Annotated in this window: 21 protein-coding genes; 10 read left to right on the top strand and 11 right to left on the bottom strand. The window is 73.1% G+C overall.

Annotated features, from left to right (window positions below):
* Positions 1–29: 29 nt before the first annotated feature.
* The 7 genes from ACFCZ1_RS16565 (at position 30) to ACFCZ1_RS16535 (ending at position 7,648) form a co-directional block, all read left to right on the top strand.
* Positions 30–1,121: an alpha/beta hydrolase gene (locus ACFCZ1_RS16565; protein ID WP_376678984.1), complete on the top strand. Its 1,092-nt coding sequence runs from the start codon at positions 30–32 to the stop codon at positions 1,119–1,121.
* Positions 1,114–2,316, top strand: a complete 1,203-nt coding sequence (locus ACFCZ1_RS16560) for an acyltransferase (protein ID WP_376678983.1) — start codon at positions 1,114–1,116, stop codon at positions 2,314–2,316. Before ACFCZ1_RS16565 ends, ACFCZ1_RS16560 begins: the two co-directional genes overlap by 8 nt.
* Positions 2,317–2,326: 10 nt before the next feature.
* On the top strand, positions 2,327–3,652 hold the full coding sequence (locus ACFCZ1_RS16555; RefSeq protein WP_376678982.1) for a sensor histidine kinase: 1,326 nt from the start codon (positions 2,327–2,329) through the stop codon (positions 3,650–3,652).
* A gap of 6 nt (positions 3,653–3,658) precedes the next feature.
* Entirely contained in the window at positions 3,659–4,330 is a 672-nt protein-coding gene (locus tag ACFCZ1_RS16550) for a response regulator (RefSeq protein WP_376678981.1), read from the top strand.
* A gap of 88 nt (positions 4,331–4,418) precedes the next feature.
* Complete coding sequence (locus tag ACFCZ1_RS16545) at positions 4,419–5,774, top strand: sensor histidine kinase (protein ID WP_376678980.1); 1,356 nt, start codon at positions 4,419–4,421, stop codon at positions 5,772–5,774.
* Positions 5,771–6,430: a response regulator gene (locus ACFCZ1_RS16540; protein ID WP_376678979.1), complete on the top strand. Its 660-nt coding sequence runs from the start codon at positions 5,771–5,773 to the stop codon at positions 6,428–6,430. The genes ACFCZ1_RS16545 and ACFCZ1_RS16540 overlap by 4 nt, the downstream gene beginning before the upstream one ends.
* Positions 6,431–6,439: 9 nt before the next feature.
* Positions 6,440–7,648, top strand: coding sequence for a cytochrome P450 (locus ACFCZ1_RS16535; protein WP_376678978.1), 1,209 nt, complete (start codon positions 6,440–6,442; stop codon positions 7,646–7,648).
* 50 nt (positions 7,649–7,698) lie between these two features.
* Here the strand turns inward: ACFCZ1_RS16535 and ACFCZ1_RS16530 are convergent, their stop codons facing one another.
* Entirely contained in the window at positions 7,699–9,273 is a 1,575-nt protein-coding gene (locus tag ACFCZ1_RS16530; RefSeq protein ID WP_376678977.1) for an ABC transporter permease, read from the bottom strand.
* Positions 9,270–10,163, bottom strand: a complete 894-nt coding sequence (locus tag ACFCZ1_RS16525; RefSeq protein WP_376678976.1) for an ATP-binding cassette domain-containing protein — start codon at positions 10,161–10,163, stop codon at positions 9,270–9,272. Before ACFCZ1_RS16525 ends, ACFCZ1_RS16530 begins: the two co-directional genes overlap by 4 nt.
* 75 nt (positions 10,164–10,238) lie before the next feature.
* On the opposite strand from ACFCZ1_RS16525, the gene ACFCZ1_RS16520 reads away from it, so the two are divergent.
* Positions 10,239–10,736, top strand: a complete 498-nt coding sequence (locus ACFCZ1_RS16520; protein ID WP_376678975.1) for a GbsR/MarR family transcriptional regulator — start codon at positions 10,239–10,241, stop codon at positions 10,734–10,736.
* Positions 10,737–10,977: 241 nt separating this feature from the next.
* On the opposite strand, the gene ACFCZ1_RS16515 is transcribed toward ACFCZ1_RS16520, so the two are convergent.
* On the bottom strand, positions 10,978–11,247 hold the full coding sequence (locus ACFCZ1_RS16515; protein WP_376678974.1) for a hypothetical protein: 270 nt from the start codon (positions 11,245–11,247) through the stop codon (positions 10,978–10,980).
* 59 nt (positions 11,248–11,306) lie between these two features.
* Positions 11,307–12,128 carry a diacylglycerol kinase gene (locus tag ACFCZ1_RS16510; RefSeq protein WP_376679059.1) on the bottom strand — a complete coding sequence of 274 codons (822 nt, stop codon included), beginning with the start codon at positions 12,126–12,128 and terminating at the stop codon, positions 11,307–11,309.
* 184 nt (positions 12,129–12,312) lie between these two features.
* Here ACFCZ1_RS16510 and ACFCZ1_RS16505 point away from each other — a divergent pair, with 184 nt between their 5' ends.
* Positions 12,313–13,596 carry an adenylosuccinate synthase gene (locus ACFCZ1_RS16505; protein ID WP_376678973.1) on the top strand — a complete coding sequence of 428 codons (1,284 nt, stop codon included), beginning with the start codon at positions 12,313–12,315 and terminating at the stop codon, positions 13,594–13,596.
* A 161-nt stretch (positions 13,597–13,757) separates the two neighbouring features.
* On the opposite strand, the gene ACFCZ1_RS16500 is transcribed toward ACFCZ1_RS16505, so the two are convergent.
* The 5 genes from ACFCZ1_RS16500 to ACFCZ1_RS16480 form a co-directional block, all read right to left on the bottom strand.
* Entirely contained in the window at positions 13,758–15,365 is a 1,608-nt protein-coding gene (locus ACFCZ1_RS16500) for a PKD domain-containing protein (RefSeq protein WP_376678972.1), read from the bottom strand.
* Between the two features lie 219 nt (positions 15,366–15,584).
* Positions 15,585–16,463, bottom strand: coding sequence for an alpha/beta hydrolase (locus tag ACFCZ1_RS16495; RefSeq protein WP_376678971.1), 879 nt, complete (start codon positions 16,461–16,463; stop codon positions 15,585–15,587).
* A gap of 171 nt (positions 16,464–16,634) precedes the next feature.
* Positions 16,635–17,861, bottom strand: a complete 1,227-nt coding sequence (gene kynU, locus ACFCZ1_RS16490) for a kynureninase (RefSeq protein ID WP_376678970.1) — start codon at positions 17,859–17,861, stop codon at positions 16,635–16,637.
* Positions 17,854–18,699, bottom strand: a complete 846-nt coding sequence (locus ACFCZ1_RS16485; protein WP_376678969.1) for a tryptophan 2,3-dioxygenase family protein — start codon at positions 18,697–18,699, stop codon at positions 17,854–17,856. Before ACFCZ1_RS16485 ends, kynU begins: the two co-directional genes overlap by 8 nt.
* A 247-nt stretch (positions 18,700–18,946) precedes the next feature.
* Positions 18,947–19,360 carry a DUF3151 domain-containing protein gene (locus tag ACFCZ1_RS16480; RefSeq protein WP_376678968.1) on the bottom strand — a complete coding sequence of 138 codons (414 nt, stop codon included), beginning with the start codon at positions 19,358–19,360 and terminating at the stop codon, positions 18,947–18,949.
* Positions 19,361–19,488: 128 nt separating this feature from the next.
* On the opposite strand from ACFCZ1_RS16480, the gene ACFCZ1_RS16475 reads away from it, so the two are divergent.
* Complete coding sequence (locus ACFCZ1_RS16475) at positions 19,489–20,649, top strand: IS701 family transposase (protein WP_376678967.1); 1,161 nt, start codon at positions 19,489–19,491, stop codon at positions 20,647–20,649.
* Positions 20,650–20,661: 12 nt separating this feature from the next.
* Here ACFCZ1_RS16475 and ACFCZ1_RS16470 read toward each other — a convergent pair whose 3' ends face one another.
* Together ACFCZ1_RS16470 and ACFCZ1_RS16465 are read right to left on the bottom strand one after the other, a co-directional pair.
* Positions 20,662–22,608 carry a GAF domain-containing protein gene (locus ACFCZ1_RS16470; protein ID WP_376678966.1) on the bottom strand — a complete coding sequence of 649 codons (1,947 nt, stop codon included), beginning with the start codon at positions 22,606–22,608 and terminating at the stop codon, positions 20,662–20,664.
* 35 nt (positions 22,609–22,643) lie between these two features.
* Entirely contained in the window at positions 22,644–23,321 is a 678-nt protein-coding gene (locus ACFCZ1_RS16465) for a hypothetical protein (RefSeq protein WP_376678965.1), read from the bottom strand.
* Positions 23,322–23,324: the final 3 nt, after the last annotated feature.

Below are 23,324 nucleotides of genomic sequence, written 5' to 3'. Positions count from 1 at the left end.
ACGGCTCTTCCTGACCGAAGGAAGAGACGATGGCGGCGGGGACGACGACCGTGGGCACGACGGCGGGCACCAGTGGGCCTACGGGGTCGGGGCCGCGGTCACAGTCGGGGTCCGGGGCGCGGTCCGGGGCGGAGTCGGGGTCCGGGGCGGGGCGGGGCAACGGTTCGAGAGGGCGGCTGCGGCGCACGCTGCTGGCCGCGCTGGTCGCGGCGGCGGTCGTGGTCCCCGTGTCCGCCGCCGCCTCCCCCGGCGTCCCCGCGCCGGCGCCCGTCGTGTTCGCGGACGACACCGCACCGCACGACCGGTACGCCGACAACCGCGCCAACCTCGCCGAGGCGGCCCGTATGGCCGGGGCCGCGGGACGCACCGGCCGGGCCGCCAAGCTGCGCGCCATGGACGCGGCCGGTGAGGCGCGGTTCCTCACCTTCGACGGCCGCGGACGGGGCCGGGCCGTCGAGGTGTTCGGCGACCTGGAGACCGCCGACCGGGTCACCGTTCTGGTGCCCGGGTCCGACACGACGCTCGACACCTACCAGAGGTTCCGCGCCGGGGCCGTCTCCCTTAGCCGGCGCCTCCAGGCCGAGCATCCGCACTCGGCCGTGGTCGCCTGGCTCGGGTACGACACCCCCGGCACGGCCAGCACGACCGTCCTGACCGCCGATCGCGCCGACGAGGCCGCCGCCGAACTGGGGCCCTTCCTGCCCCGGTTGCGGGACATGGCGGGGTCCGGCGCCCAGATCTCCCTCCTGTGCCACTCGTACGGCTCCGTGGTCTGCGCCCGGACCACGACCGGGCCCGAGGTCACCGACGTGGTCCTCTTCGGCAGCCCCGGGACCGGGGCCGGCTCCGCCGGCGACCTGCCGACGGATGCCCGCGTCTGGGCCGGGCGGGGCGGCGGCGACTGGATAGGCGACGTCCCGCACGTCCGGCTCGGCCGGATCGGCTTCGGTACCGACCCCGTCGACCCCGCATTCGGAGCACGGTCCTTCGCCGCCGGCCCGGCCGGGCACAGCGACTACCTCAAGCCCGGCACCCGGTCCCTCGACAGCCTGGCGGCCATCGTCCTCGGCACCGCCGCCACCGCCCCCGCCACCACCGCCCCGGAGGTCCCTCATGCGTAAGCTCCGCGCCCGCTGGTCCGGGCTGGCGGAGGGCATCGACGCGGCCACCCCGGCCGACCGGGACCGCGCCGTGGACGCGCTGCGGACCTTCGCGATCCTCGGCGTGGTGCTCGGCCACTGGCTGGTCACGGCTCTGACCACCGCCGATGGCGGCCTGAGCAACACCAGCCCGCTCGCGCACATGTCCTGGCTCGCCCCGGTGTCCTGGGTGTTCCAGACCCTCGCCGTCTTCTTCCTCGTCGGCGGCCGTGTCGCCGCCCGCGGCTACGCCTCGGCGCGGGAGCGCGGGGATTCGTACCGCGCCTGGGTCGGGCAGCGGCTGGGCCGGCTGTTCCGTCCGGTCGCCGCCGTACTCACCCTGTGGACCGTCGTCGCGGGCGGGATGCTCATCGGCGGAGTCGAGCTGAACACCGTCCAGACGCTGGTCAAGCTCGTCCTTTCCCCTCTCTGGTTCCTCCTCGTCTTCGCCGCGCTGACCGCCGCGACCCCGCTGGTGTCACGGCTCAACCCCGTGTGGCCGCTGGCCGTGGTGGCGGGTGTCGACCTGTGCCGCTTCGGACTCGCAGGGCCCGAGTGGACCGGCTGGGTCAATGTGGCCGCGGGCTGGATGGTCCCCTACACGCTGGGCGCCGCATGGTCCCACGGGGCGTTCGCCCGGCGCGGTCCCGCGCTCCTCCTGCTCACCGCGGGTGCCTTCGCCACCGCGGCGCTGATCCTGTGGGGCGGCTACCCGGCGTCCATGGTGGGTGTCCCCGGAGCCGCCGTGTCGAACCTGAACCCGCCGACGCTCGCGGCGGTCGCGTTCGGACTGACCCAGTGCGGGCTGGCCCTGCTGCTCCGCGAGCCTCTGGCGCGCGCCATGCGGTGCCCGGCGGCCTGGGCGAAGGTGGCCCTGGTGAACCTCTCCGCCATGACGATCTTCCTCTGGCACCAGACCGCCATGATGGCCGTCACCGCCCTGGGGCTGCTGGCTCCTGCCGACCTGCCCGGGCTGCACACCGTGCCCGGGTCGGTGGAGTGGCTGGCGGCCAGGCTGTTGTGGCTGCCGGTGTTCGCGCTCGCGCTGACGGTGTGTTGGGTCGCGTTCCGCACCTACGAGGGGGGCGGCCGCCCCGTGCCGGAGGGCCCCAGCCGCATCGTCGCCCGCTCCCACGACCGGGCGACGGCCGCCAGTAAGGAAATCACCCATGCCTAGGCTGGAGCCCGTGACCGAGCCGAGCGAATTCCAGGTAGCCGACGCCCGTAAGGGCCGCAGCGTCCGTCTCGCGCTGCGCGGCCTGGCCCTGGAGCTGCTCACCCTGAAGTGGGACCCACTGCCCCGCATGTCGCGGCCGCGCTGGCTGGCCTGGCTTCCGCATGTGGGCGTCGTCTACGCGGCCGTGGCGTCGTGCGCACTCACGGTGGCGCAGCTGGAGGACCACTACCACGTCACGGGTGGCCCGGTCGTCCAGATGGGCCTCCTGACCGCTGCCTCCATCGTGCTCGGGATGTTCCGGCCCCTCGCCGGCTGGTGGCTCGGCCTCGTCTCCGCGGCCCTGGTCGCGTGGACGATCTACGACGACGTCGGTCAGGGCCAGTCCTGGCCGTGGACACCCGCCGGGGCCTTCACGTTCGCACCGCTGATCCTCCTGGTGGCCCTGCGGGTGCCGCCCCGGGTGACGATCGGGGTCGTCAGCGTCTCGATCCTCTACTCCGTTCTGGTCGAGGCGGTGTTCAGGCCGGAGAACAGCCAGACGGTGCTCGCGGGAGTGACGCTCCTCTTCGGCTTCGTCGGCGTCCTCGGCTACGCGCTCCGCGCGACGCGTCTGGCCCGCGGCAAGCTCGTCGAGCAGGAGTCCCTCACCGCGGAGGAGCGTGCCCGGCGCACGCTGCTGGAGGAACGCAGCCGAATCGCCCGTGAGCTGCACGACGTCGTCGCGCACCACATGTCGGTGATCTCCATCCAGGCCCAGGTAGCCCCGCATCTCGTGGAGAACCCGTCCCAGGAGCTCAAGGAGAACCTCGCGGGCATCCGGGAGAACGCGCTGGAGGCCCTCACGGAACTGCGCCGGGTGCTGGGCGTGCTGCGCTCCGAGCAGCCGGACGATCCGGCGAACCCCCACCATCCGCAGCCCACCCTCGCCGAGTTGGACGGCCTCGTGGACAACGTGCGGGGAGCGGGGCTCGATGTCACCACCGAGTTCGCGGGGATACGGCGGCCACTGACACCCGGCGTCGAGCTCACCGCGTACCGCATCGTGCAGGAGGCGCTCAGCAACTGCCTGCGCCACGCGCCGGGTTCGCAAGTGGAGGTCGGCATCGCCTACGGGCCACGCGACCTGCACCTGTGTGTCGCCAACACCGCGCCGACGCGGCCGGCCCCGCCCTCGCCGGGCGCGGGGCACGGGCTGCTGGGGATGCGGGAGCGGGCAGGCATGCTGGGGGGCGAGCTGGCCGCCGGACCGCGCCCCGACGGCGGGTACGAGGTGACCGCCGTACTCCCGATGGACCCGCAGCACCAGCCCGGCGGCTCCGCACCCGAGACGAAGTAGGGATTCATGAGCACCCCGATCAAGGTGATGATCGCCGACGACCAGATGATGGTCCGGCAGGGCTTCACCGTGCTTCTCAACGCCCAGCCGGACATCGAGGTGGTCGGCCAGGCCGTGGACGGGGCGGACGCCGTGGCCAAGGTCGGCGAGCTGGGTCCGGACGTCGTCCTGATGGACATCCGCATGCCGGGGATGGGCGGTATCGAAGCGACCTCCGTCATCACGGGCGCCTCCGGCGCCACCGTCAAGGTGCTGGTGCTGACCACCTTCGACCTCGACGAGTACGTGTACGAGGCGCTGCGGGCCGGAGCCTCCGGGTTCCTGCTCAAGGACGCCTCGGCCGATCAGCTCGCGGAGGCGGTGCGGGTGGTGGCGGCCGGGGAGGCGCTGCTCTCGCCGAACATCACGAAGCGGCTGATCACGGAGTTCTCCCGGCTGGGGGCGCCGCGCGCGCCGTCGCGGGCGCGTATCGACGAGCTGACCGAGCGGGAGACCGAGGTCCTGTCGCTCGTGGCCCAGGGCCTGTCGAACGCCGAGATCGCGGCGCACCTGACCGTGGCGGAGCAGACGGTGAAGACCCATGTGGGCCGGATCCTCGTGAAGCTGGGCCTGCGGGACCGTACGCAGGCCGCGGTGTTCGCGTACGAGACGGGCCTGGTCCGTCCGACGGGCTACTGATCTGCCCCGCGTAGTACTTGAGAGGGAGCCCGGGAAATCCCCATCAGCGGCGACGCGGACTACGGCCGTGCGGACCTACGGTTCTGTTATGACCGAGACGACCACCGGGGGGACAACCCGGACGCCTGAGTTCCGAGTGGCATCGGAGGTGATCGCGACCCTGCGCCAGGACCTCCTCACCGAGGCGATGGCCTACCGGCCGCTGCCGCTGGTGGAGACCCCGGGGCGCTTCATGAGACGGATGCCCGCTCCGATACGCCGGTACGCGCCGTGGAGCCGGTACGCGGCGGTGATCGCGCTGGCCTTCTTCCTCGTCCTGTTCACCGGGACTTCCGGCTCGGGGTATCTCGGCGATGCTGGAGTCCTGTTCACCGGAGTGGTCGCCGCCGCGCCGGTCCTGATGACGCTGGTGCGGCCGGTCGCCGCCTGGTGGGCCGCGGTCGCGATGACGCTGGTGCTCGGCGCGATCCCCGGACTGGGCGGGGGCAACTGGCCCTGGAGCCCGGGCGCCTTCGTCTCCTACATCGCGGTCATGGTCCTCGTCACCCTGCGGACCGGACCCCGGGTGGCCGGGTGGATGTGGACCCTCACCCTGGTCCTCGGCCTCGCGATGTCGGTCCTGCTCAACAACCGGTACGGGACGAACCTGCCCGAGATGGCCGTGACCTCGGCCATCGCGCTGACGATCGCGAGCAGCATCCAGATACGCCGCAGTGCCAAGGCCGAGGTGAGCGCGCAGCAGGAGGTCACGGCCGTCGAGCGGGACAAGCGGACGCTGCTGGAGGAGCGGACCACGATCGCGCGGGAACTGCACGACGTGGTCGCCCACCACATGTCGGTGGTGGCGATCCAGGCGGAGGCCGCGCCGTACCGGGTGAAGAACCCGCCGCCGGAGCTGGAGGCCGCGTTCGTCACCATCCGGGAGAACGCGGTGGCGGCGCTGACGGAGCTGCGGCGGGTGCTGGGCGTGGTGCGCTCCGCCGACTACGAGGCTCCGGACGCGCCGCAGCCGACGCTGGCCTCGCTCGAAGGGCTGTTGGCCAACGTGCGGGAGGCCGGGCTGAGCGTGGAGAAGACGGTCACGGGTGCGGTGCGGGAGCTGCCGCAGGGGGTGGAGCTGTCGGCGTACCGGATCATCCAGGAGGCTCTCAGCAACACGCTGCGGCACGCGCCGGGGGCGGCGGCCTCCGTGGAGGTGTCGTATGTGCTGGGCGGCCTGGGGATACGCGTCGTGAACGGGGCGCCGACCGGGAATGTGCAGCCGTCGCCGGGTGCCGGGCACGGGATCACCGGAATGCGGGAGCGGGTGGCCATGCTGGAGGGCGAGATGACGGCCGGTGACACCGGGACGGGAGGGTACGAGGTGGCGGTGTTCATACCGGTGCGCCACCGTCCGGAGCCGGTGGCGCCTTCCGGGGCCGGGCCCGAGGCGGGCACGCCGTGACGATCAGGGTGTTGATCGTCGACGACCAGATGATGGTGCGCGAGGGGTTCTCCGTCCTGCTGAACGCCATGGACGGCATCGAGGTGGTGGGCGAGGCGGTCGACGGCCGTGAGGCCATCGCGCAGGTGGCGGCGCTGCGGCCGGACGTGGTGCTGATGGACATCCGGATGCCGTTGATGAACGGGCTGGAGGCGACACGGGAGATCGTGGCGGCCGACACGGACGCGAAGGTGCTGGTCCTGACGACCTTCGACCTCGACGAGTACGTGTACCAGGCTCTGCGGGCCGGGGCCTCCGGGTTCCTCCTCAAGGACGCGTCGGCCCGTCAGCTCGCCGACGGGGTCCGGGTGGTGGCGGCCGGGGAGGCGCTGCTGGCGCCGTCGGTGACCAAGCGGCTGATCCTGGAATTCTCGAAGCTCGCCGAGACGCCGAAGCTCGCGGACCCGGGAGGCATCGGCGAGTTGACGGAGCGGGAGAAGGAGGTGCTGGTACTGATCGCGCAGGGGCTGTCCAACGGGGAGATCGCGGCCCGGCTGATCGTCGCCGAGTCCACGATCAAGACCCATGTGAGCCGGATCCTGGTGAAGCTGGGCCTGCGGGATCGCACCCAGGCGGCGGTGTTCGCCTACGAGACCCGGCTGGTGACCCCGGCATAGGGTGCGGGTATGGGCTTTGATCCGTGGGATGCCGAGTTCGTCGCCGATCCGTATCCGGCGTACCGGGAGTTGCGCGAGCAGGGTCGGGCCGTGTGGTGCGAGGCCACCGGGCAGTGGCTGGTGCCGCACTACGCCGACGTGAGTGCGCTGCTGCGGGACCGGCGGCTGGGGAGGACCTATCTGCACCGGTTCTCGCACGAGGAGTTCGGGCGCACTCCCCCGCCGGCGGAACACGAGGCCTTCCACGTGCTCAACAGCAACGGGCTGTTGGACCTGGAGGATCCCGCGCACGCACGGGTGCGCAGGCTGGTGGCGAAGGCCTTCACCCCGCGCACGGTGGAGCGGCTCGTGCCCGCCGTACGGCGGATGGCCGGGGAACTGGTGGGGCGGCTGCTGGCGGACGGGGGCGGGGATCTGCTCACGGCCGTCGCCGAGCCGCTGCCGGTGGCGGTGATCGCGGAGCTGCTGGGCGTCCCGGAGGCGGACCGGGGGCTGCTGCGGCCCTGGTCGGCGGACATCTGCGGGATGTTCGAGCTCCGGCCGGACGAGGAGACCGCGCGACGGGCGGTGCGGGCGAGCGTCGAGTTCAGCGCGTACCTGCGGGAGCTGATCAGGGAGCGGCGCGCACGCCCCGGCGAGGATTTGATCTCCGGGCTGATCGCCGCCCACGATGAGGAGGGCCGGCTCAGCGAGCAGGAGATGATCTCCACCTGCGTGCTCCTCCTGAACGCCGGGCACGAAGCCACGGTCAACACCACCGCCAACGGCTGGTGGGCGCTGTTCCGCAACCCCGGCGAGCTGGCCGCCCTCCGCGAGGGGCACGATCCCGAAAAGTTGTCCACAGCTGTGGATGAACTCATGCGCTACGACACACCTCTGCAGATGTTCGAGCGCTGGGTCCTCGACGACATCCGGATCGGGGACACCGACATCCCCCGCGGAGCCGAGGTCGCGCTGCTCTTCGGGTCCGCGAACCGCGATCCCGCGCGGTTCGACGATCCCGACGTCCTGAACCTCGTACGGGCCGACAATCCGCACCTCAGCTTCGGCGCCGGAATCCACTACTGCCTGGGGGCGCCGCTGGCGCGCCGGGAGCTGGAGGCCTCCTTCGGAGCACTGCTGGCAGACGGGGTCCCGCCCCTGCGGCTCGTCAAGGAGCCGCAGTGGCAGGACGGTTACGTCATCCGGGGCCTGCGCGAACTGCTCGTGCAGTTCTAGTGCTGTGGCCGGAAGGGTCTGCCGGGGCGCGGCGTCTGCCGGGGCGGGCGTCAGGCGACCAGGTCCCGGCGGCGCAGGGCGGCCAGCCCGGCCCCCGTGAGGGCCACCGCGAGGGCCGTCAGGATCAGCAGCGGGGTCCAGGCCACGGCCTGCGCGCCCGGGAGCTTGGGCAGGTGGGCGAAGGGCGAGAGGTCCAGGACCGCCTCCGGGAGGTTCAGCGCCGGGCCGACCCAGCCCAGGGCCAGCACGATCCCGGCCACCGCCCAGGCGGCCGCCGCGTACTTGGGCAAGGCGCCGTACAGGAGAGCTGCCACCGCTCCGATCACCCACACCGCCGGGAGCTGCGCGAGGGTGGCGCCCACCACCGCGCCCACCTCCTCGCCGTGCCCGAGGCCCAGCCCGAGACCGCCCAGCAGCAAGATCAGCGCCGAGCCGCCGAACGCGACGGCGAGGTGGACTCCTGCCCAGCGCAGCCGGCCGACGGCGTTCGCGAGCACCGGTTCGGCGCGCGCCGAACTCTCCTCACCCTGCAGCCGCAGCACGGAGGAGACGATGTAGAGCGCGGCGACCAGGCCCAGCAGCCCGGCCATCGCTGCGAGGAAGGCGTCGGTGAGTCCGCTCTGCCCGCCCATCCGCTCGATGATCTGACGGGTCTTCTCATTGCCGCCGACCACGTCGGCCGCGCCCTGCGCCATCCCGCCGAAGACGACACCGGCGACCAGGAAGCCCGCGCTCCAGCCGAACACGCTGCCGCGCTGCAGCCGCCAGGCCAGCGCGCCCGCCGTCCCCAGGCGTCCCTCGGCCGGCCCCGGCCGGGTCGGCAGGAAGCTCATGCCCAGGTCACGGCGCCCGGCCAGCACGTACGCGGCGCCCGCCTGCACCACGACGGCCACGGCGAGCAGCGCGAGCACCCACCAGCGCATCGAGGCGAAGGCCCGTACGTTCTCCACCCAGCCGAGCGGCGAGAGCCAGGTCAGCAGCGACTCGCCGCCGGCCGTACCGGCGTCGCCGGCCGCTTTCAGCACGAAGGCGGCGCCGAGCACGGCGGCCGTGATCCCCTTGGCGGCCCGGGCGCTCTCGGTCAGCTGGGCGGCGATGGCCGCCGTGCCCGCGAAGAGCATCCCGGCGCCCGCCATGGCCAGCCCGAGGGCGAGCGCACCCGGCGCGCCCTGTCCCGCGAGGCCGCCCGTGACGAGCAGCGCGACGCACGCGTTGGCCACGAGGGCGGCCAGCAGGGCCGCGCTCATCGGGGCCCGCCGGCCCACCATCGCTGCGGAGAGCAGCTCCTGACGGCCCGTCTCCTCCTCTTCCCTGGTGTGCCGGATGACGATGGCCAGGCTCATCACGGCAGCGAGGACGGCGCCGTAGACGCCGATCCGCCAGGCGGTCAGAGCACCCAGCGAGTCGCCGAAGACCGGCCCGTACATGGCGCGCATCGAGCTGTTGGCGTTCATCAAGGCGGCGATCTCCGCGCGTTCGGCGGCGCTCTCGTACACGCTGCCCAGCGAGCCGGGCATGCTCACCACCAGCAGGGCCGTGACCAGGACCCAGACCGGCATCATCACGCGGTCGCGGCGCAGGGCGAGCCGGAGCAGCACGCCGGTGCCCGCCAGTTGGTCCTTCATCGCGACGCCTCTTCGGTGTAGTGGCGCAGGAACAGCTCTTCGAGGGTGGGCGGGGTCGAGGTCAGCGACCGCACACCCGACGCGGTGAGGGAGCGCAGGACGGCGTCCAGTTTGTCGGTATCGGCCTGGAGGCGGATCTTCAGCCCCTGGACCTGCACGTCGTACACGCCCGGCAGGTGCGAGATGCCGTTCGGCGGGCCGGCGAGTTCGGCGCTGATCGACGTACGGGTGAGGTGGCGCATGTCGGCGAGCGTGCCGGTCTCCACGGTGCGGCCCTTGCGGATGATGCTGACCCGGTCGCAGAGGGTCTCGACCTCGCTCAGGATGTGCGAGCTGAGCAGGATGGTGCGCCCGGCGGCGCGGGCCTGGACGACGCAGTCCTGGAAGACCTCCTCCATCAGCGGGTCGAGGCCGGATGTGGGCTCGTCGAGGATGAGCAGTTCGGCGTCGGAGGCGAAGGCGGCGACGAGGGCGACCTTCTGCCGGTTGCCCTTGGAGTACGTACGCCCCTTCTTGGTCGGGTCGAGTTCGAACCGCTCGATCAGCTCGGCGCGGCGGGCCCGGTCGAGACCTCCGCGCAGCCGTCCGTGGAGGTCGATGACCTCGCCGCCGGAGAGGTTGCGCCACAGCGTGACATCGCCGGGTACGTAGGCGACGCGGCGGTGGAGGGCCACGGCGTCGGCCCAGGGGTCGCCGCCGAGGAGTTCGGCGGCGCCGGAGTCGGCGCGCAGCAGGCCCAGCAGGACCCGGATGGTCGTGGACTTGCCGGAGCCGTTGGGGCCGAGGAAGCCGTGGACCTCGCCGGTGGCGACCGAGAGGTCGAGTCCGTCCAGTGCGTGGGTGCGGCCGAACGTCTTGTGGAGTCCGGCGACGCTGATGGCCATCGTCATGATTCTGAACGTACGCTACTTTCACAAATTTGTGAAGCTCGGAAATCGCGTAAAGTCGGGAAGGTGGCGGAAGACATGGCAGTGCCGGCGGCGCGGAACGAGGAAGCGGTCTCGCGCTTCGTGGAGCGGTTCGCCGCGCAGCTGACCGAGGCGGGGATGCAGCGGATGGCCGCACGGGTCTTCGCGCAGCTGCTGGCGAGCGACGAGGGCGCGATGACCTCGGCGGAACTGGGCGAGGCACTGCAGATCAGCCCGGCGGCGGTGTCCGGAGCCGTGTCCTACCTGACCCAGGTCAACATGGTCAGCCGGGAACGGGAACCGGGCTCCCGGCGGGACCGCTACGTGCTGCACAACGAGCTCTGGTACGAAACCTTCACCCGGCGGGACCAGGTGCTGACCCTGTGGGAGAAGACCCTGCGCGAGGGCGCCGCGAGCCTCGGCTCCGACTCGGCGGCCGGTACGCGCATCGCCGAGACGGCCGCGTTCTTCGAGTTCATGCAGGGTGAGCTGCTGGGCATGATGGACCGCTGGCGGGCCCACAAGGCGACCCTGCACCTCGACCGGACGGGCTAGTGCTGTGACCGGCAAGGTGCGCCTCGCGGGCGCGCCCCGGCCGGCGGGCCACCGGGGCCCACGGCACGCCGCCGACCGAGGGATCCCCGGCCGGCCACACCTCGACGGTGTCCGGCGCCCGGACCGTACGCGTCCACGGGCGCGGCGACAGGACCCGTCGGCCCGGCAGGCCCAGGCCCAGGGCCAGGCCCAGGGCCAGGGCCAGCACCGGGCCGGCGTCCAGGACCACCACCGGTAGCCGTCACGCGGCCCTGATCACGACGGCCCCGTATGAGGTGCAGCGCGCGGCCGGGTCCCGCAGGTCCCGGCCCGCGCGCCGCGCGGCCCGGAACTCCCGCACCCCGAGCACCACCGGGCTCAGCGGCACCACCAGCGCCGCCGGCCGGGTGAGGACCGCCGCGACCGCCGTCGGCCGGCGGAACACCGGCAGCAGGCACAGCGGCATCCCGTCCCGCCGCCGGTCGGCGAGCACGCCACGCATCCCCGCGTCACCAGGCACCGCGTCAGGCATCCCCGCGTCACCAGGCACCGCATCACGCGTCACCGCGGCACCCGGCACCGCCCCACGCGTCACCGGGGCAGCGTGAGGGTCCACGCCCCCGGGTGCAGGTTCCACGTCCGGCGGCGCACCGGGCCGGTCACCGCCCCGTCGGCCCGGTAGCGGAAGTCCGCGCCCGACACGGTGACCGTCTTCGCCCGGGCCGTCACCTCCGAGGCCGCGCCGCCGCCGCCCGTGCGGACCACGACCTCCGCCAGGCCGCCGTCGCTCCCCACCGCCACCGCGACCTCCTCCACGGGCCGGTCCACATCCGCCAGGACCACCCCGTCCGCCTCGACCCGCAGCCGCAGCCGGCCCGCCGTGCTCGGCCCCGCCGGACGGACCAGCGTCCGTACCAGCGAGCGGTACGCGGTCCACACGGACGGCCCGGCCGGGGGTCCGGCCCCCCGCAGCGGCGGGATCCGCAGACCGCCCAGGACCACCCCGTCACTGTCGTCCACCAGCAGGTCGCACAACCGCTGCGCCCCCTCCAGGACCGCCCGCGCCGCGGTGACCGCGGACAGCGGCACGCCGAGCGACCCGGCCAGCACCAGGGACCCCGCGGGCCCCACCGGCACCAGCGAAAGGGCACCTTCGGCCAGCCCCCGCTCCCGGTGCAGCAGCCCCACGGTGCGGGCCAGGGCCCGGTCGTCGCCCACGATCACCAGCCGCCGTTGGCCCCGGCGGGCAAGAGCCCGCGCGAATTCCTCCTGCGAGTCCGGGAGGCAGATTTTCGCCGCAGCTCCCGCTGACAACACATCCTTCGCGATCCGCACGGACTCGCCGTCAAGACGGCGGGCGACCGGGTCGACGAGCACGAGCAGGCCGCCTACCGGCGCGCCCGCGTGGCTCATGGTGGGCTCTGGAGCCGACACCTCGGTCCTTCCTCGGGTAGCATCTTTGTGCAAGAGGCCCTTGCGCTATTGCGCCAGGGCCTTCGTCTATTCCGGGGTACCGGTCCGACGGCTCAGCCTGCGGTGTACATCGTCGTACGCCCCCTGACCTTGGACATGCCCCATCCGGAAGAGGTGTACGCCTGTGCCCGCTCTTGTGCTGCTCGGAGCTCAGTGGGGTGACGAGGGCAAGGGAAAGGCCACCGACCTGCTCGGTGGATCCGTTGACTATGTAGTGCGCTACCAGGGTGGCAACAACGCCGGCCACACGGTCGTCGTCGGCGACCAGAAGTACGCGCTGCACCTTCTCCCTTCCGGCATCCTCTCCCCCGGATGCACCCCGGTCATCGGTAACGGCGTCGTCGTCGACCCGGCCGTCCTGCTCTCCGAGCTGCGCGGCCTGAACGAGCGCGGCATCGACACCTCCAAGCTGCTCCTGAGCGGCAACGCGCACCTGATCACTCCGTACAACGTCACCCTCGACAAGGTCGGCGAGCGCTTCCTCGGCAAGCGCAAGATCGGTACCACCGGCCGCGGCATCGGCCCGACCTACGCGGACAAGATCAACCGCGTCGGCATCCGGGTCCAGGACCTCTACGACGAGTCGATCCTCACCCAGAAGGTCGAAGCGGCGCTCGAAGGCAAGAACCAGCTCCTCGCGAAGCTGTACAACCGCCGCGCGATCGACGCCGCCGCGATCGTCGAGGAGATGCTCCAGTACGCGGAGCAGATCAAGCCGTACGTCGCCGACACCACCCTGATCCTCAACAACGCGCTGGACGAGGACAAGGTCGTGCTCTTCGAGGGCGGCCAGGGCACCCTGCTCGACGTCGACCACGGCACCTACCCCTTCGTCACCTCCTCGAACCCGACCGCGGGCGGCGCCTGCACCGGTACGGGTGTCGGCCCGACGAAGATCAGCCGCGTGATCGGCATCCTGAAGGCCTACACCACGCGTGTGGGTGCGGGTCCGTTCCCGACCGAGCTGTTCGACAAGGACGGCGAGGACCTGCGCCGCATCGGCGGCGAGCGCGGCGTGACCACCGGCCGCGACCGTCGCTGCGGCTGGTTCGACGCGCCGATCGCACGCTACGCCACCCGCGTGAACGGCCTGACCGACTTCTTCCTCACCAAGCTGGACGTACTGACCGGCTGGGAGCAGATCCCGGTCTGCGTCGCGTACGAGATCGACGGCAAGCGCGTCGAGGAGCTCCCGTACTCGCAGACGGACTTCCACCACGCGAAGCCCATCTACGAATACCTCCCCGGCTGGTCCGAGGACATCACCAAGGCGAAGACCTTCGAGGACCTTCCGGCGAACGCCCAGGCGTACGTCAAGGCCCTGGAGGAGATGTCGGGCGCCCCGATCTCCGCGATCGGCGTGGGCCCCGGACGCACCGAGACGATCGAGATCAACTCGTTCCTCTAGGCGGCAGCGGTTCCTGAACGCCCGAAGGGGCGGTGCGCCGTACGGCACACCGCCCCTTCGGCGTGTCCGCCGCGCCCGCCCGGGTGAGGGCGCACGCGTGCCGGACGAACAGCGCCCCGGGGCCGGCCCTGACGGCCGGGCCCGGAGCGCTGGAGGGCCGACTACTTGGTGTCGTAGAAGCCGAAGATGTCGACGATCAGGTCGGCGTCGTCCCAGCCCATGTTCCAGAAGTCGACGATGCCGTGGTCGCCGGCGCTCGCCTGGACCAGGTTCGGGACGGTCTTGCCCGCCGTCCAGTTCAGGGCGGAGGATGTGGGCTGCTCCGGCCAGAGGGCGGTGCCGTTGCCGTAGGAGTCCCACGTGTTGGGGTCCGGGGTGACCGACAGGAAGCCGTCGCCGCGGGTGTTGGTGACCGTGGTGTTGAACACGAAGCCGGTGACACCGTCCGGCTTGCCGAACGGCCGCATGTAGATGTAGCCCTGGCCCTCCAGCGGGCCGTTGCCCCAGTCCACGGGGTCCCGGGTGTCGAGCATGCGGGCCGGGTCCAGCGGCACGAAGGCGCCCGAGCTCTCGTTGGTGTAGAAGCCGACGACGTCGACGATCACGTCGGTCCCGGCCCACGCACCGTTGCGGACGCTGATCTGGCCGTCGGCGCCGACGGGCACGATCACCGAGTTGGCGACCGTCTGGCCGGCCGTGAAGTTCACGCTGGAGGTCGACGGGGCCGCCTGCCCGCTCGGGAAGACGGTCAGGTGACCGGCTTCCCTCGGGTTGGTGACCGTCACGTTCAGTGCCACCGCGCTGATGCCCTTCCAGACACCGTTGCGGCCGGCCATCTGCACGCTGAACGTACCCTGGCCGGCGAGCTGGCCCTGGGCCGTCCCGGTGCCGTTGCGGGTGTCCACGGCGCGCACCGGGGACATCGGGTTGTAGCCGCTGGCCGCCTTGTAGCTGAAGTAGCCGGTGACGTCCGCGATCAGGTCGAGCGACTCCCAGCCGCCGTTGTACAGCTCCACGTAGCCGTCCTGGCCGACCGGCACGATCACCAGGTTCGGCACGGTCTGACCGGCGACGAAGTTGACGTTCGAGCTGATCGGCCGCACGCCGCCCGACGGGTACGCGGTGACGTGCCCGGCGCTGGTGGCGTTGGTGACGGTGACGTTGAGGACGACCGCGGTGACCCCGGCGGGGATGCCGCCGTTGCCGCCGACCTTCACGCGGGCCTTGCCGTACGCGGCGACCTTGGCCTTCGGGGCACCGATACCGCTACGGGTGTCCAGGAGGCGGGTCGGCCCGTACGGGGTGAAGTCGGACCCTTCGGTGACGAAGTCGAGCTGGTTGACGGCCTGGATGTTGTTCGCCGCGTCGACCACGGTGACGGTGACCTTGTACGAGCCGACCTCGGCGTAGGTGTGCTCGTTGACGAGCACACCGGCGCCCTGGGCGGTGGTCGTGTCGGTCGTCCCGTCGCCCCACGTGATGGTGACCGCGAGCGAGGCGCTCGCGCTCGTGACGGTGGACGTCAGGCGCACCGCGTGCGCGGTCGGGCCCACGGCCCCAAGACCGACCGCGAGGGTCGGGTTGCCCTCGGCAGCCAGCGACTGCGTGGTGGCGGCCTTGTTGCCGGCCGCCGGGACGATCTGCCGGACCGTACGGTCGGCAGGACTCGTGAAGCTCTTCGCCTTCTCCGCCGCGGCCTTCTTCAGGTCGCCGGCGGGCGCGGACACGCCGTGCGCGCCCGGCTTGACCGGGTCGGCCGCGTGGGCCATTCCCGGGATGAGACCAACGCTGGCCGCAACGATGGCGGCAGCGGAAATTACGAGACGGCGACTACGCACCGGCCCCCCCATTTTCGTTTTTGAACGCGCTCAGGGTGATTCCCGATCAGGGTACATAGCCTTTTTGGCGGTTCTCATGCGGGTACCGTCCGGGGCAGGGGCAGTTGGCCCGTTTCTGCCCGGGACTGACCCGTTCCGGCCGGCCGGGCTCTACCAGGCCAGTTGCGAAATCTCTTCCGCGACCACCGCGCACGCGTCCGCCGACGGGTCGATGAGCGGGAAGTGGCCGACCGCGTCCAGCAGCGTCAGCCCGACCGTCTCCCCCGCCCGCGCGGCGGCGGCCACGTACGCCTCCGCCACCTGCTGCGGGACCACGATGTCGCCGCGGCCCTGGACCACCGCGGTGGCGATGCCCGTCGGGAGCAGGGCCGCCGGGTCGGCGAAGGGCAGGCGGGCGTCGAAGTGCTCCGGACCGCCGAGCAGCTGGCCGCTCGCGCCGCCGCAGACGCCCAGCTCCTGCGCCACCGCGAAGTCGGCGATCGGGGCCAGCGCCACCACGCCGCGCAGCGGCGGCGGGGCGGGCAGCCGCCACGGGGAGCCGTCCGGGAGGACGTGCCGTGCCGCGGCCCACAGCGCGAGGTGGCCGCCGGCCGAATGGCCGGTGACGACGACGCGGCGGAGATCGGCCTGCGGCAGCGCGGCGGCGGCGAGCCCCGGGAGGGCGTCCAGCGCCGCGGCGACGTCGTCGAAGGTCTCGGGCCAGCGCCCGGCGACCGGACCCTCGGCGCCCTGGTTCGGAAGGGAACGGCCGCGCCGGTACTCGACGTTCGCGACGGCGAAACCCCTCCGGGCCAGGAAGTCGGCGAAGGGGGTGACGTGCTGCCGGTCGTACGGAGCCCGCCACGCGCCGCCGTGCAGCACGACGACGAGGGGGACCGGGCCCCGCGCCTCGCCGCGCGGGGCGTAGAAGTCGACGACCTGGTCGGGGTGTTCCCCGTACGCGGCACTCGCGTCCGGCGCGACGACCGGATGGGAGAAGGCCGCGGCGGCCTCGGCGGCGTCCCGTTCCACTGCGGCGGGGTCCGTCATCGGCTCAACCTCTCGGTAACGCGTGGGACAGCGGGGACAGATGTTCCGGGGGTCCGGCAGAGCGGGACCGTATCAGTCTGGAACGCGGCGTTCCGTGCGGGGCCCGGGATATGCCGGAGCGGGCGGAGCCGTAGCCCCGCCCGCCCGGTGATGTGACGTTTCGCTACGGGGTCACCCGAAAATGTGACCCAGCGTGCGCGCCGCGCGCTCGGCGTCGGCGAAACCGACGTAGAGCGGGGTGAACCCGAAGCGCAAGACGTCGGGGGCGCGGAAGTCGCCGACGACGCCCCGGCCGATGAGTTCCCGCATGACCTCGCGGGCGTTCTCGGTGCGCAGCGAGACCTGGCTCCCGCGCCGGTCGTGCTCGGCCGGGGTGACCGGCTCGACCCGGCCCTCGGGGACGTACGCGGCCACGCATTCGAGGAAGAAGTCGGTCAGGGCGAGGGACTTGGCCCGTACGGCTTCGACGGACACCCCGTCCCAGGCGTCGAGCGACGCCTCCAGGGCGAGCATGGACAGGATGTCCGGGGTCCCGACGCGGCCGCGCCGTGCCCCGTCCGCCGGCGTGAACTCCGGGGTCATGGCGAAGGGATCGGCATGGCCGTTCCAGCCGGGCAGCGGGGAGTCGAAGGCGGCCTGGTGGCGCTCGGCGATGTAGAGGTACGCGGGGGCGCCGGGGCCTCCGTTGAGGTACTTGTACGTGCAGCCGACCGCGAGGTCGACGGCGTGCGCGTCGAGGCCGACGGGCAGGGCGCCCGCCGAGTGGCACAGGTCCCAGACCGCGATCGCCCCGGCGGCGTGCGCGGCCCCGGTGAGGGCGGGCAGGTCGTGGAGCCGGCCGCTGCGGTAGTCGACGTGGTTGAGGAGGACGACGGCGGTGTCCGCGTCCATCGCCTCCGCCGCGTGCGCGGGGTCCACCGGGGTGACGGTCAGGCCGGTCATCCGGGCCGCCGAGGCGGCTATGTAGCCGTCGGTGGGGAAGGTGGCGGCATCGACCAGCATCTTCGTCCGGCCGGGTGCCGCCAGGCGGGCGGCGCCGACCAGGGCCTTGAAGAGGTTGACGCTGGTGGAGTCGCCGACGACGACCTGGCCGGGGGCCGCGCCGATGAGCGGGGCGAGCTTGTCGCCGATCCGCTCGGGGGCGGTCCACCAGTCGCTCTCGTCCCACGACCGGATGAGGAGCTCGCCCCACTGCCGCGAGACGACGTCGGCAGTGGTCTGCGCGACGGTGGCCGGGAGGGCGCCGAGGGAGTTGCCGTCCAGGTAGACGACTCCCTCGGGGAGGGTGAAGCGGTCGCGGAGCTTGCCGAGCTCGTCGGCGGCGTCCAGGGCCGCGGCGCGGGACCCGAGGTCCGGTACCGGCATCCGGCGCATCGGTGCGGACGTGGGCTCAGACATGGCTGCGCGCCGTCCAGAGCTCCGGGAAGACGTTCTTCGTGGCGCGCTTCTCCAGCCAGGCCACACCGGCCGAGCCGCCCGTGCCGGTCTTCGCGCCCATCGCGCGGCGGGTGGCCACCAGGTGGTCGTTGCGCCAGCGCCAGACGAGCTCGGCGACGTCCGTGAGGACCTCGCCCAGGCGGTGGAGGTCCAGGTGCTCGTCCGGAGCGGCGTACAGGCCCGTCCAGACGGCCTCGACCTCGGCCGAGGGCTCGTAGCGCTGTGAGAGGTCGCGGCCGAGGACCGCGTCCGGGACCGGGAAGCCGCGGCGGGCCAGGAGGCGCAGGACCTCGTCGTAGAGGCTGGGCTCGTGCAGGGCCTTCTCCAGCTCCGCGTGGACGCGCGGGGCGCCACGGTGCGGGACCAGCATGGAGGAGGACTTCTCGCCGAGCAGGAACTCCATCCGGCGGTACATCGCCGACTGGAAGCCGGAGCCCTCGCCGAGGGCGGCGCGGTAGGCGTTGAACTGCCCCGGGGTGAGCTGGGCGAGCGGGCGCCAGGAGGAGTTGAGGGCCTCCAGCTCACGGAGGGATCGTTTCAGCGCATCCATCGCGACCGGAACGCGGTCCTCGCGCAGGGCCTTCGCCGCGGTTTCCCACTCGTGGACGATGACCGTGAACCACAGCTCCATGACCTGGGTCGTGACCAGGAAGACCATCTCGCCCGGGTCGTCCGAGCGGAGGTGCTGGAGGTGGGTGAGGACGTCCGCCTGGACGTAGTCCTCGTAGGGGGTCGTGCCGTCGAAGTCGAGGTTCGGGGTGTCCGAACCGGCTCCGGAGGCATCAAGGGTGTTCGACATCGCTGTCTCCTCGACACGTGCTTCCGGGTAGCGGTCCGCTCCTTCCGATGGGTGAGTGGAGCCCCGGTCCCCTGCCCGCATCATAGGACCGGTTGCCGGGCCCGCTCCAGCGAGGTGTGACCGGGGTCACTGTCACTTTTAGGACACTATGGCCTGCCGGGGCCCCTGTGATGGCCTGCCGGGGCCCCTGCTGCGAGGCCCCGGCCACCTGCGTGAACGCGTGAGCGCGTCCGCGCGTTCGTCCGGCTCAGGCGCCGAGGACGTCCGCCGCCGTCTCGGACGAGTCGCGCAGGAAGGTCGAGCAGCGCTCGTACTCCTCCTTCTCGCCGATCGCCCCGGCGGCGCGGGCCAGGGCGTGCAGGGCGCGGAGGAAGCCGCGGTTCGGCTCGTGCTCCCACGGCACCGGGCCGTGGCCCTTCCAGCCGGCGCGGCGCAGGGCGTCGAGGCCGCGGTGGTAGCCGGTACGGGCGTACGCGTACGACTCGATCGTGCGGCCGGCCGCGAAGGCCTCGTCGGCGAGGGTCGCCCAGGCCAGGGACGAGGTGGGGTGCGCGGCGGCCACCTCGACGGCGGGGGTGCCCGCGGCCAGGGCCTCGCGGCCCGGCTCGTCGGGGAGGTGGGTGGGGGCGGGGCCCCCGAGGAGGTTCTGGTGAATGGACATGCCCCCAGTCTGCCGGGCCCGGTGGTGGGCGCCCCACCACCCGGCGGCCCAGGCGTGTGACGGGCGCACCTCCCCGGGGCGCGGGCCCGGGGCGGACCGTGGGGTGCAATCGACGAAGGGGGCGAGTCGTGAACACCAGCACCCGCCGGCGCGATCCGGTCGACGAGGCGGCCGAGGAGCTGTGCGAGGCGGTCCTCGGCTCGCTGCGGCGCAGCGATCAGCGGGCGAGGGGGCGCCAGTACGTGCGCGGGCTGCTCGCGACCGAGGGCCGCAAGTCGATCCGCAACATCGCGCAGCAGCTCGGCGGCCCCGCGGCCGAGCAGAGCCTGCACCACTTCATCACCGGCTCCACCTGGGACTGGCAGCCCGTCCGGACCGCGCTGTCGCACCACCTGGCGCAGTCCACGCCGCTGACGGCGTGGGTCGCGCAGCCCATGGCGTTCCCCAAGGGCGGCGCGCACACGGTGGGTGCCGGGCACCGCTTCGACCCGCACCGGGGTCAGATGTTCCGCGGCCAGCAGGCCTTCGGGGTCTGGTTCACGTCGGCGGGGGTGAACACCCCGGTGGGATGGCGGCTGTTCCTGCCGCCGGGGGTGGACGGGAACGGCGGGGGCACGGGCGGGGAGGGGGGCGGTGCGCACGAGTCGTACGAGGAGTGCGCGGTCACCGGCGTCCTGGACACCGTGCGCCAGCGCCGGCTGCCCGCGCGGCCGGTCGTCCTCGACATCCGCGGCATCGGCACCCGCTCCACGATGAACCGTTTCCGCGAGGCCGGGTTACCCGTGCTGGCCCGGATCGGCGCGGCCGCCCGGCTGCTGGTCACCGACCCGGCCCTGCCGGGGTTCGGGGCGGGGACGGCGGCCGCGCGCGACATCCTGCAGGGCGTCAGGGGGCTGCGGGTGCCGGTGGAGTGGCCGGATCCCTCGCACCCCGGCACCCGGCGCACCTCGCTGGTGGCCACGGTCCGCGTGATGATGCCGGACCCCTCGCCCGCGCGGCGGCGGGAGGTGCTGCTGTTCGGCGAGTGGACCGATCCCCGGCGGCCCCCGGCACGGCTGTGGCTGACCGACGTGGCCCGGCCGTCACCGGCCGCGGTGCTGCGGCTGACGAAGCAGGCACGGCGGGTGTCGGCGGCGGCCGCGGCGAGCGTGCCGGAGGTCGGCCTGCGGGACTTCGGCGGGCGCTCGCTGCCCGGCTGGCACCGGCACGTCACGATGGCCTCGGTGGCCCACGCGGCCCGCTGCCTCGGCGGGACCGGCGGGACCGGCGGGACCGGCGGGCTGGTCTAGGTCTAGCTACGTCTAGGTGTGGTGTCCGGGCAGGTCGGTGACGTCCGCCGCACGGCGGGCGAGGACCGCGCGGGCCTTGCGCAGGCGCAGGGCCATCTGGATCTCCAGGGCCCGTTCCGGCTTCTGCCAGCCCTCGCCCAGCAGCTCCGCTATCCGCTCCAGGCGCCGCGACACGGTGTTGGGGTGCACGTGCAGCGCCTCGGCGGCGTGGGTGGGGCTGGCGCCCGATGCGTAGTACGCCTCCAGGGTGCGCACGAGGTCCGTGAGGCGCGTCGCGTCGTACTCCACGACCGGGCCGATCGTCGAGGCGACGAACGCGTCCACGTCGTGGTCCGCCGACAACAGCAGCCCGAGGAAACCCAGTTCGCGCAGCGACGCCGTTCCGCCCACCCCGCCCAGCGCCGTCAGCGCGTCAAGGCAGCGCGCGGCCTCCTCGTAGACGCCCGCCACCGCCGACGCGCGTTCGGCGGGGCCCGCCGCACCGGTGGACACCGGGTGGCCGAGCAGCGGCGAGAGCTTCGCCGAGACCTCCCGGGCCACGGCCGAGGCGTCCGAGCCCGGCAGCAGCAACACGACACAGCCGCGCCGTACGCCCTTGAGGCCGCCGCACCGGTACGCGTACGAACCCGCCCACGCCACCGCCTTGCCCAGCTCCCCGCCCTCCGGCCGGGCCACGACCACCACGTGCGGCACGTCGAGGTCCATGCCGAGCCGCCGGGACCGCTCACGCAGGTGCAGGTCGGAGCGGTGCGGCCGGTCCAGCAGGTCTTGGAGCAGCTCGTCGTGGACCGGTCCCTCGGCGGCCGCGGTGCCCCGCTGGATCAGCAGCAGCGCGGCCACCGACTGGGCCGCCAGTTCCAGCAGGCGTACGTCCTCGTCCGTGAGCGGCGCGGAGGCACGCAGCACCAGCACCCCGAGGTTCTCGGCCCCGGCCGTCACCGGCGCCACCCAGACGTCGCCCGGCAGCGGGACCGGCACGCCACCGGTGTGCGCCAGCAGCGCGGCCCGGGTGACGGCCTCTTCGGCCTCCTCGTCCAGGGTCTCGGCCGCCTCGGCACCGGTCAGCGGCCGCCCGCCCGGGTCCCGTACCTGGAGTACGCCGTCCAGCGCGTCGGCGGCGGCCCGCGCGACCGTGGACAGCCGGGCCCCGTCCAGCACCAGCCGGATCAGCCGGGCGTGGCAGTCCCACAGGTGCCGGACGCGGGTCAGGGCGGTGTTCGTGGCGGAGCCGAACCGCTCCAGCTCGGTGACCTCGTCGCGGGTCCGCTCCAGCAGGCCGGCCTGCTGGATGCCCAGCGCCGCGAGGTCCGCGAGGGAGAGCAGCACCCCGATCTCGTCGGGGGTGAAGTGCCGGACCTTGCGGTCCGCGCCGTACAGGGCGCCCAGGATGGAGTCCCCGTGCCGCAGCGGGACCGCGATGACCGCGCGCAGGCCCTCGGCGCGGACCATGGCGTCGATGGCGGGGCCGTGCGGGAAGGAGTCGTCGTCGAGGTAGTCGGCGCTCCACATGGGGGCGCGGCGCTCCTGGGCCAGACGGCCCAGGCCCTGGCCGGTGCCGAGTTCGAGGCCGGAGGTGAGGGCGGTGGTCTCGCCCTCGGCGGTACGGACGTACGAGGTGCCGTCCGCGCGCCGCAGACTCACGTAGGCCGTGTCGAAGGACAGCAGCCGGCGGGCACGGCGGGCGATCACCCGCAGCAGGCTGTCGAGGTCGTACGGCGAGGTCAGGTCGTGGGCGGTGTCCACGAGCGCGGCGAGGGCCGCCTCCCGCGTGCGGCCGCGGACCGCGGCGGCCTGCACGGACCGGGCGAGTTCGACGGCCTTGGCGAGCTGGGCGAGCTCGGCCTCGTCGGCGCCGGCCCGGTGGGCCTCGTGCAGCAGGCCGTCGATGCGGGCGGCCGGGGCCTCCTGGGCGAGGAGTTCCAGCACGGCGAGCGGGCCGCTCCCGTTGTCCCAGGTCATCACCCTTGTCCCCCTCGGTTCTTGGTCACCGGGGATCAAGTGTGGCTGAGGGTGTCGCCGTACAGGCGCGGGAGCGGGGCGAGGGCGGGCAGCGCCACGGCGGTGCCCCAGCCGACGAGGGAGGGGAGCTCGGCGCAGCGGGGCCCGAAGGAGGTCCACATGAGGCGCTGGGGCCTGGCTCCCGCGGCGGCCAGGGCGCGCCAGCGCCCGGTGGCCAGGGTCCGGTCCTGGCGGGCGTACAGCAGGCGGGCCGTACCGGTCGCGCCGTCGCCGAGCTCACCGACCGGCACTCCCGCGTAGGCGGGGATCGCCGCCAGGTCGAGGCCGCGGTCCTGGGCGCGTTCGAGTCCGCTCAGCCAGGCCTCCAGGACCGCCTCGTACGCGGGCAGTCCGCGCACGGGCCCCGTGTGCACACCGGTTCCCTCCCCCAGCAGCCGGGCGCCGGTGTCCAGTCCGGCCGGGGTGGGGGGCAGGACGAGCAGCAGGTTGGTCCGGGCCAGCCGGGCGAGGAGCCAGGCGGCGGCGCCGTAGCCGGGATCCGGCGGCGGCATGGCCACCAGGCCGCCGAGGGGCAGGAGTGCGTCGCAGGCACGGGCCGCCAGGGCCGGGTCGCAGGAGGCCAGCAGCAGGCCCCGTACACCCGGGGCCGGTGCGGCCGGGGCTTCGAGCCAGGGCTCCACTCCCTCGGAGAACAGGAGGTCGGTCGCGCTCATACC

Origin of the sequence: Streptomyces sp. NPDC056224 (assembly GCF_042267665.1) — a bacterium.
Classification (GTDB): Bacteria; Actinomycetota; Actinomycetes; order Streptomycetales; family Streptomycetaceae; genus Streptomyces.
Note: the sequence above shows the minus strand (reverse complement) of the source record. Positions and strands in the feature narration are given on the sequence as shown.

Excerpts from the sequence above, each read along its gene's own strand:
- ACFCZ1_RS16470 (WP_376678966.1), bottom strand. The coding sequence starts at position 22,608 with ATGACCTGGGACAACGGGAGCGGCCCGCTCGCCGTGCTGGAACTCCTC.
- ACFCZ1_RS16525 (WP_376678976.1), bottom strand. The coding sequence starts at position 10,163 with ATGACGATGGCCATCAGCGTCGCCGGACTCCACAAGACGTTCGGCCGC.
- ACFCZ1_RS16480 (WP_376678968.1), bottom strand. The coding sequence starts at position 19,360 with ATGTCCATTCACCAGAACCTCCTCGGGGGCCCCGCCCCCACCCACCTC.
- ACFCZ1_RS16495 (WP_376678971.1), bottom strand. The coding sequence starts at position 16,463 with ATGACGGACCCCGCCGCAGTGGAACGGGACGCCGCCGAGGCCGCCGCG.
- ACFCZ1_RS16535 (WP_376678978.1), top strand. The coding sequence starts at position 6,440 with ATGGGCTTTGATCCGTGGGATGCCGAGTTCGTCGCCGATCCGTATCCG.
- ACFCZ1_RS16550 (WP_376678981.1), top strand. The coding sequence starts at position 3,659 with ATGAGCACCCCGATCAAGGTGATGATCGCCGACGACCAGATGATGGTC.
- ACFCZ1_RS16560 (WP_376678983.1), top strand. The coding sequence starts at position 1,114 with ATGCGTAAGCTCCGCGCCCGCTGGTCCGGGCTGGCGGAGGGCATCGAC.
- ACFCZ1_RS16520 (WP_376678975.1), top strand. The coding sequence starts at position 10,239 with ATGGCAGTGCCGGCGGCGCGGAACGAGGAAGCGGTCTCGCGCTTCGTG.
- ACFCZ1_RS16530 (WP_376678977.1), bottom strand. The coding sequence starts at position 9,273 with ATGAAGGACCAACTGGCGGGCACCGGCGTGCTGCTCCGGCTCGCCCTG.
- ACFCZ1_RS16565 (WP_376678984.1), top strand. The coding sequence starts at position 30 with ATGGCGGCGGGGACGACGACCGTGGGCACGACGGCGGGCACCAGTGGG.
- kynU (WP_376678970.1), bottom strand. The coding sequence starts at position 17,861 with ATGTCTGAGCCCACGTCCGCACCGATGCGCCGGATGCCGGTACCGGAC.
- ACFCZ1_RS16545 (WP_376678980.1), top strand. The coding sequence starts at position 4,419 with ATGACCGAGACGACCACCGGGGGGACAACCCGGACGCCTGAGTTCCGA.
- ACFCZ1_RS16515 (WP_376678974.1), bottom strand. The coding sequence starts at position 11,247 with ATGCCTGACGCGGTGCCTGGTGACGCGGGGATGCGTGGCGTGCTCGCC.
- ACFCZ1_RS16510 (WP_376679059.1), bottom strand. The coding sequence starts at position 12,128 with ATGAGCCACGCGGGCGCGCCGGTAGGCGGCCTGCTCGTGCTCGTCGAC.
- ACFCZ1_RS16465 (WP_376678965.1), bottom strand. The coding sequence starts at position 23,321 with ATGAGCGCGACCGACCTCCTGTTCTCCGAGGGAGTGGAGCCCTGGCTC.
- ACFCZ1_RS16485 (WP_376678969.1), bottom strand. The coding sequence starts at position 18,699 with ATGTCGAACACCCTTGATGCCTCCGGAGCCGGTTCGGACACCCCGAAC.
- ACFCZ1_RS16500 (WP_376678972.1), bottom strand. The coding sequence starts at position 15,365 with ATGGCCCACGCGGCCGACCCGGTCAAGCCGGGCGCGCACGGCGTGTCC.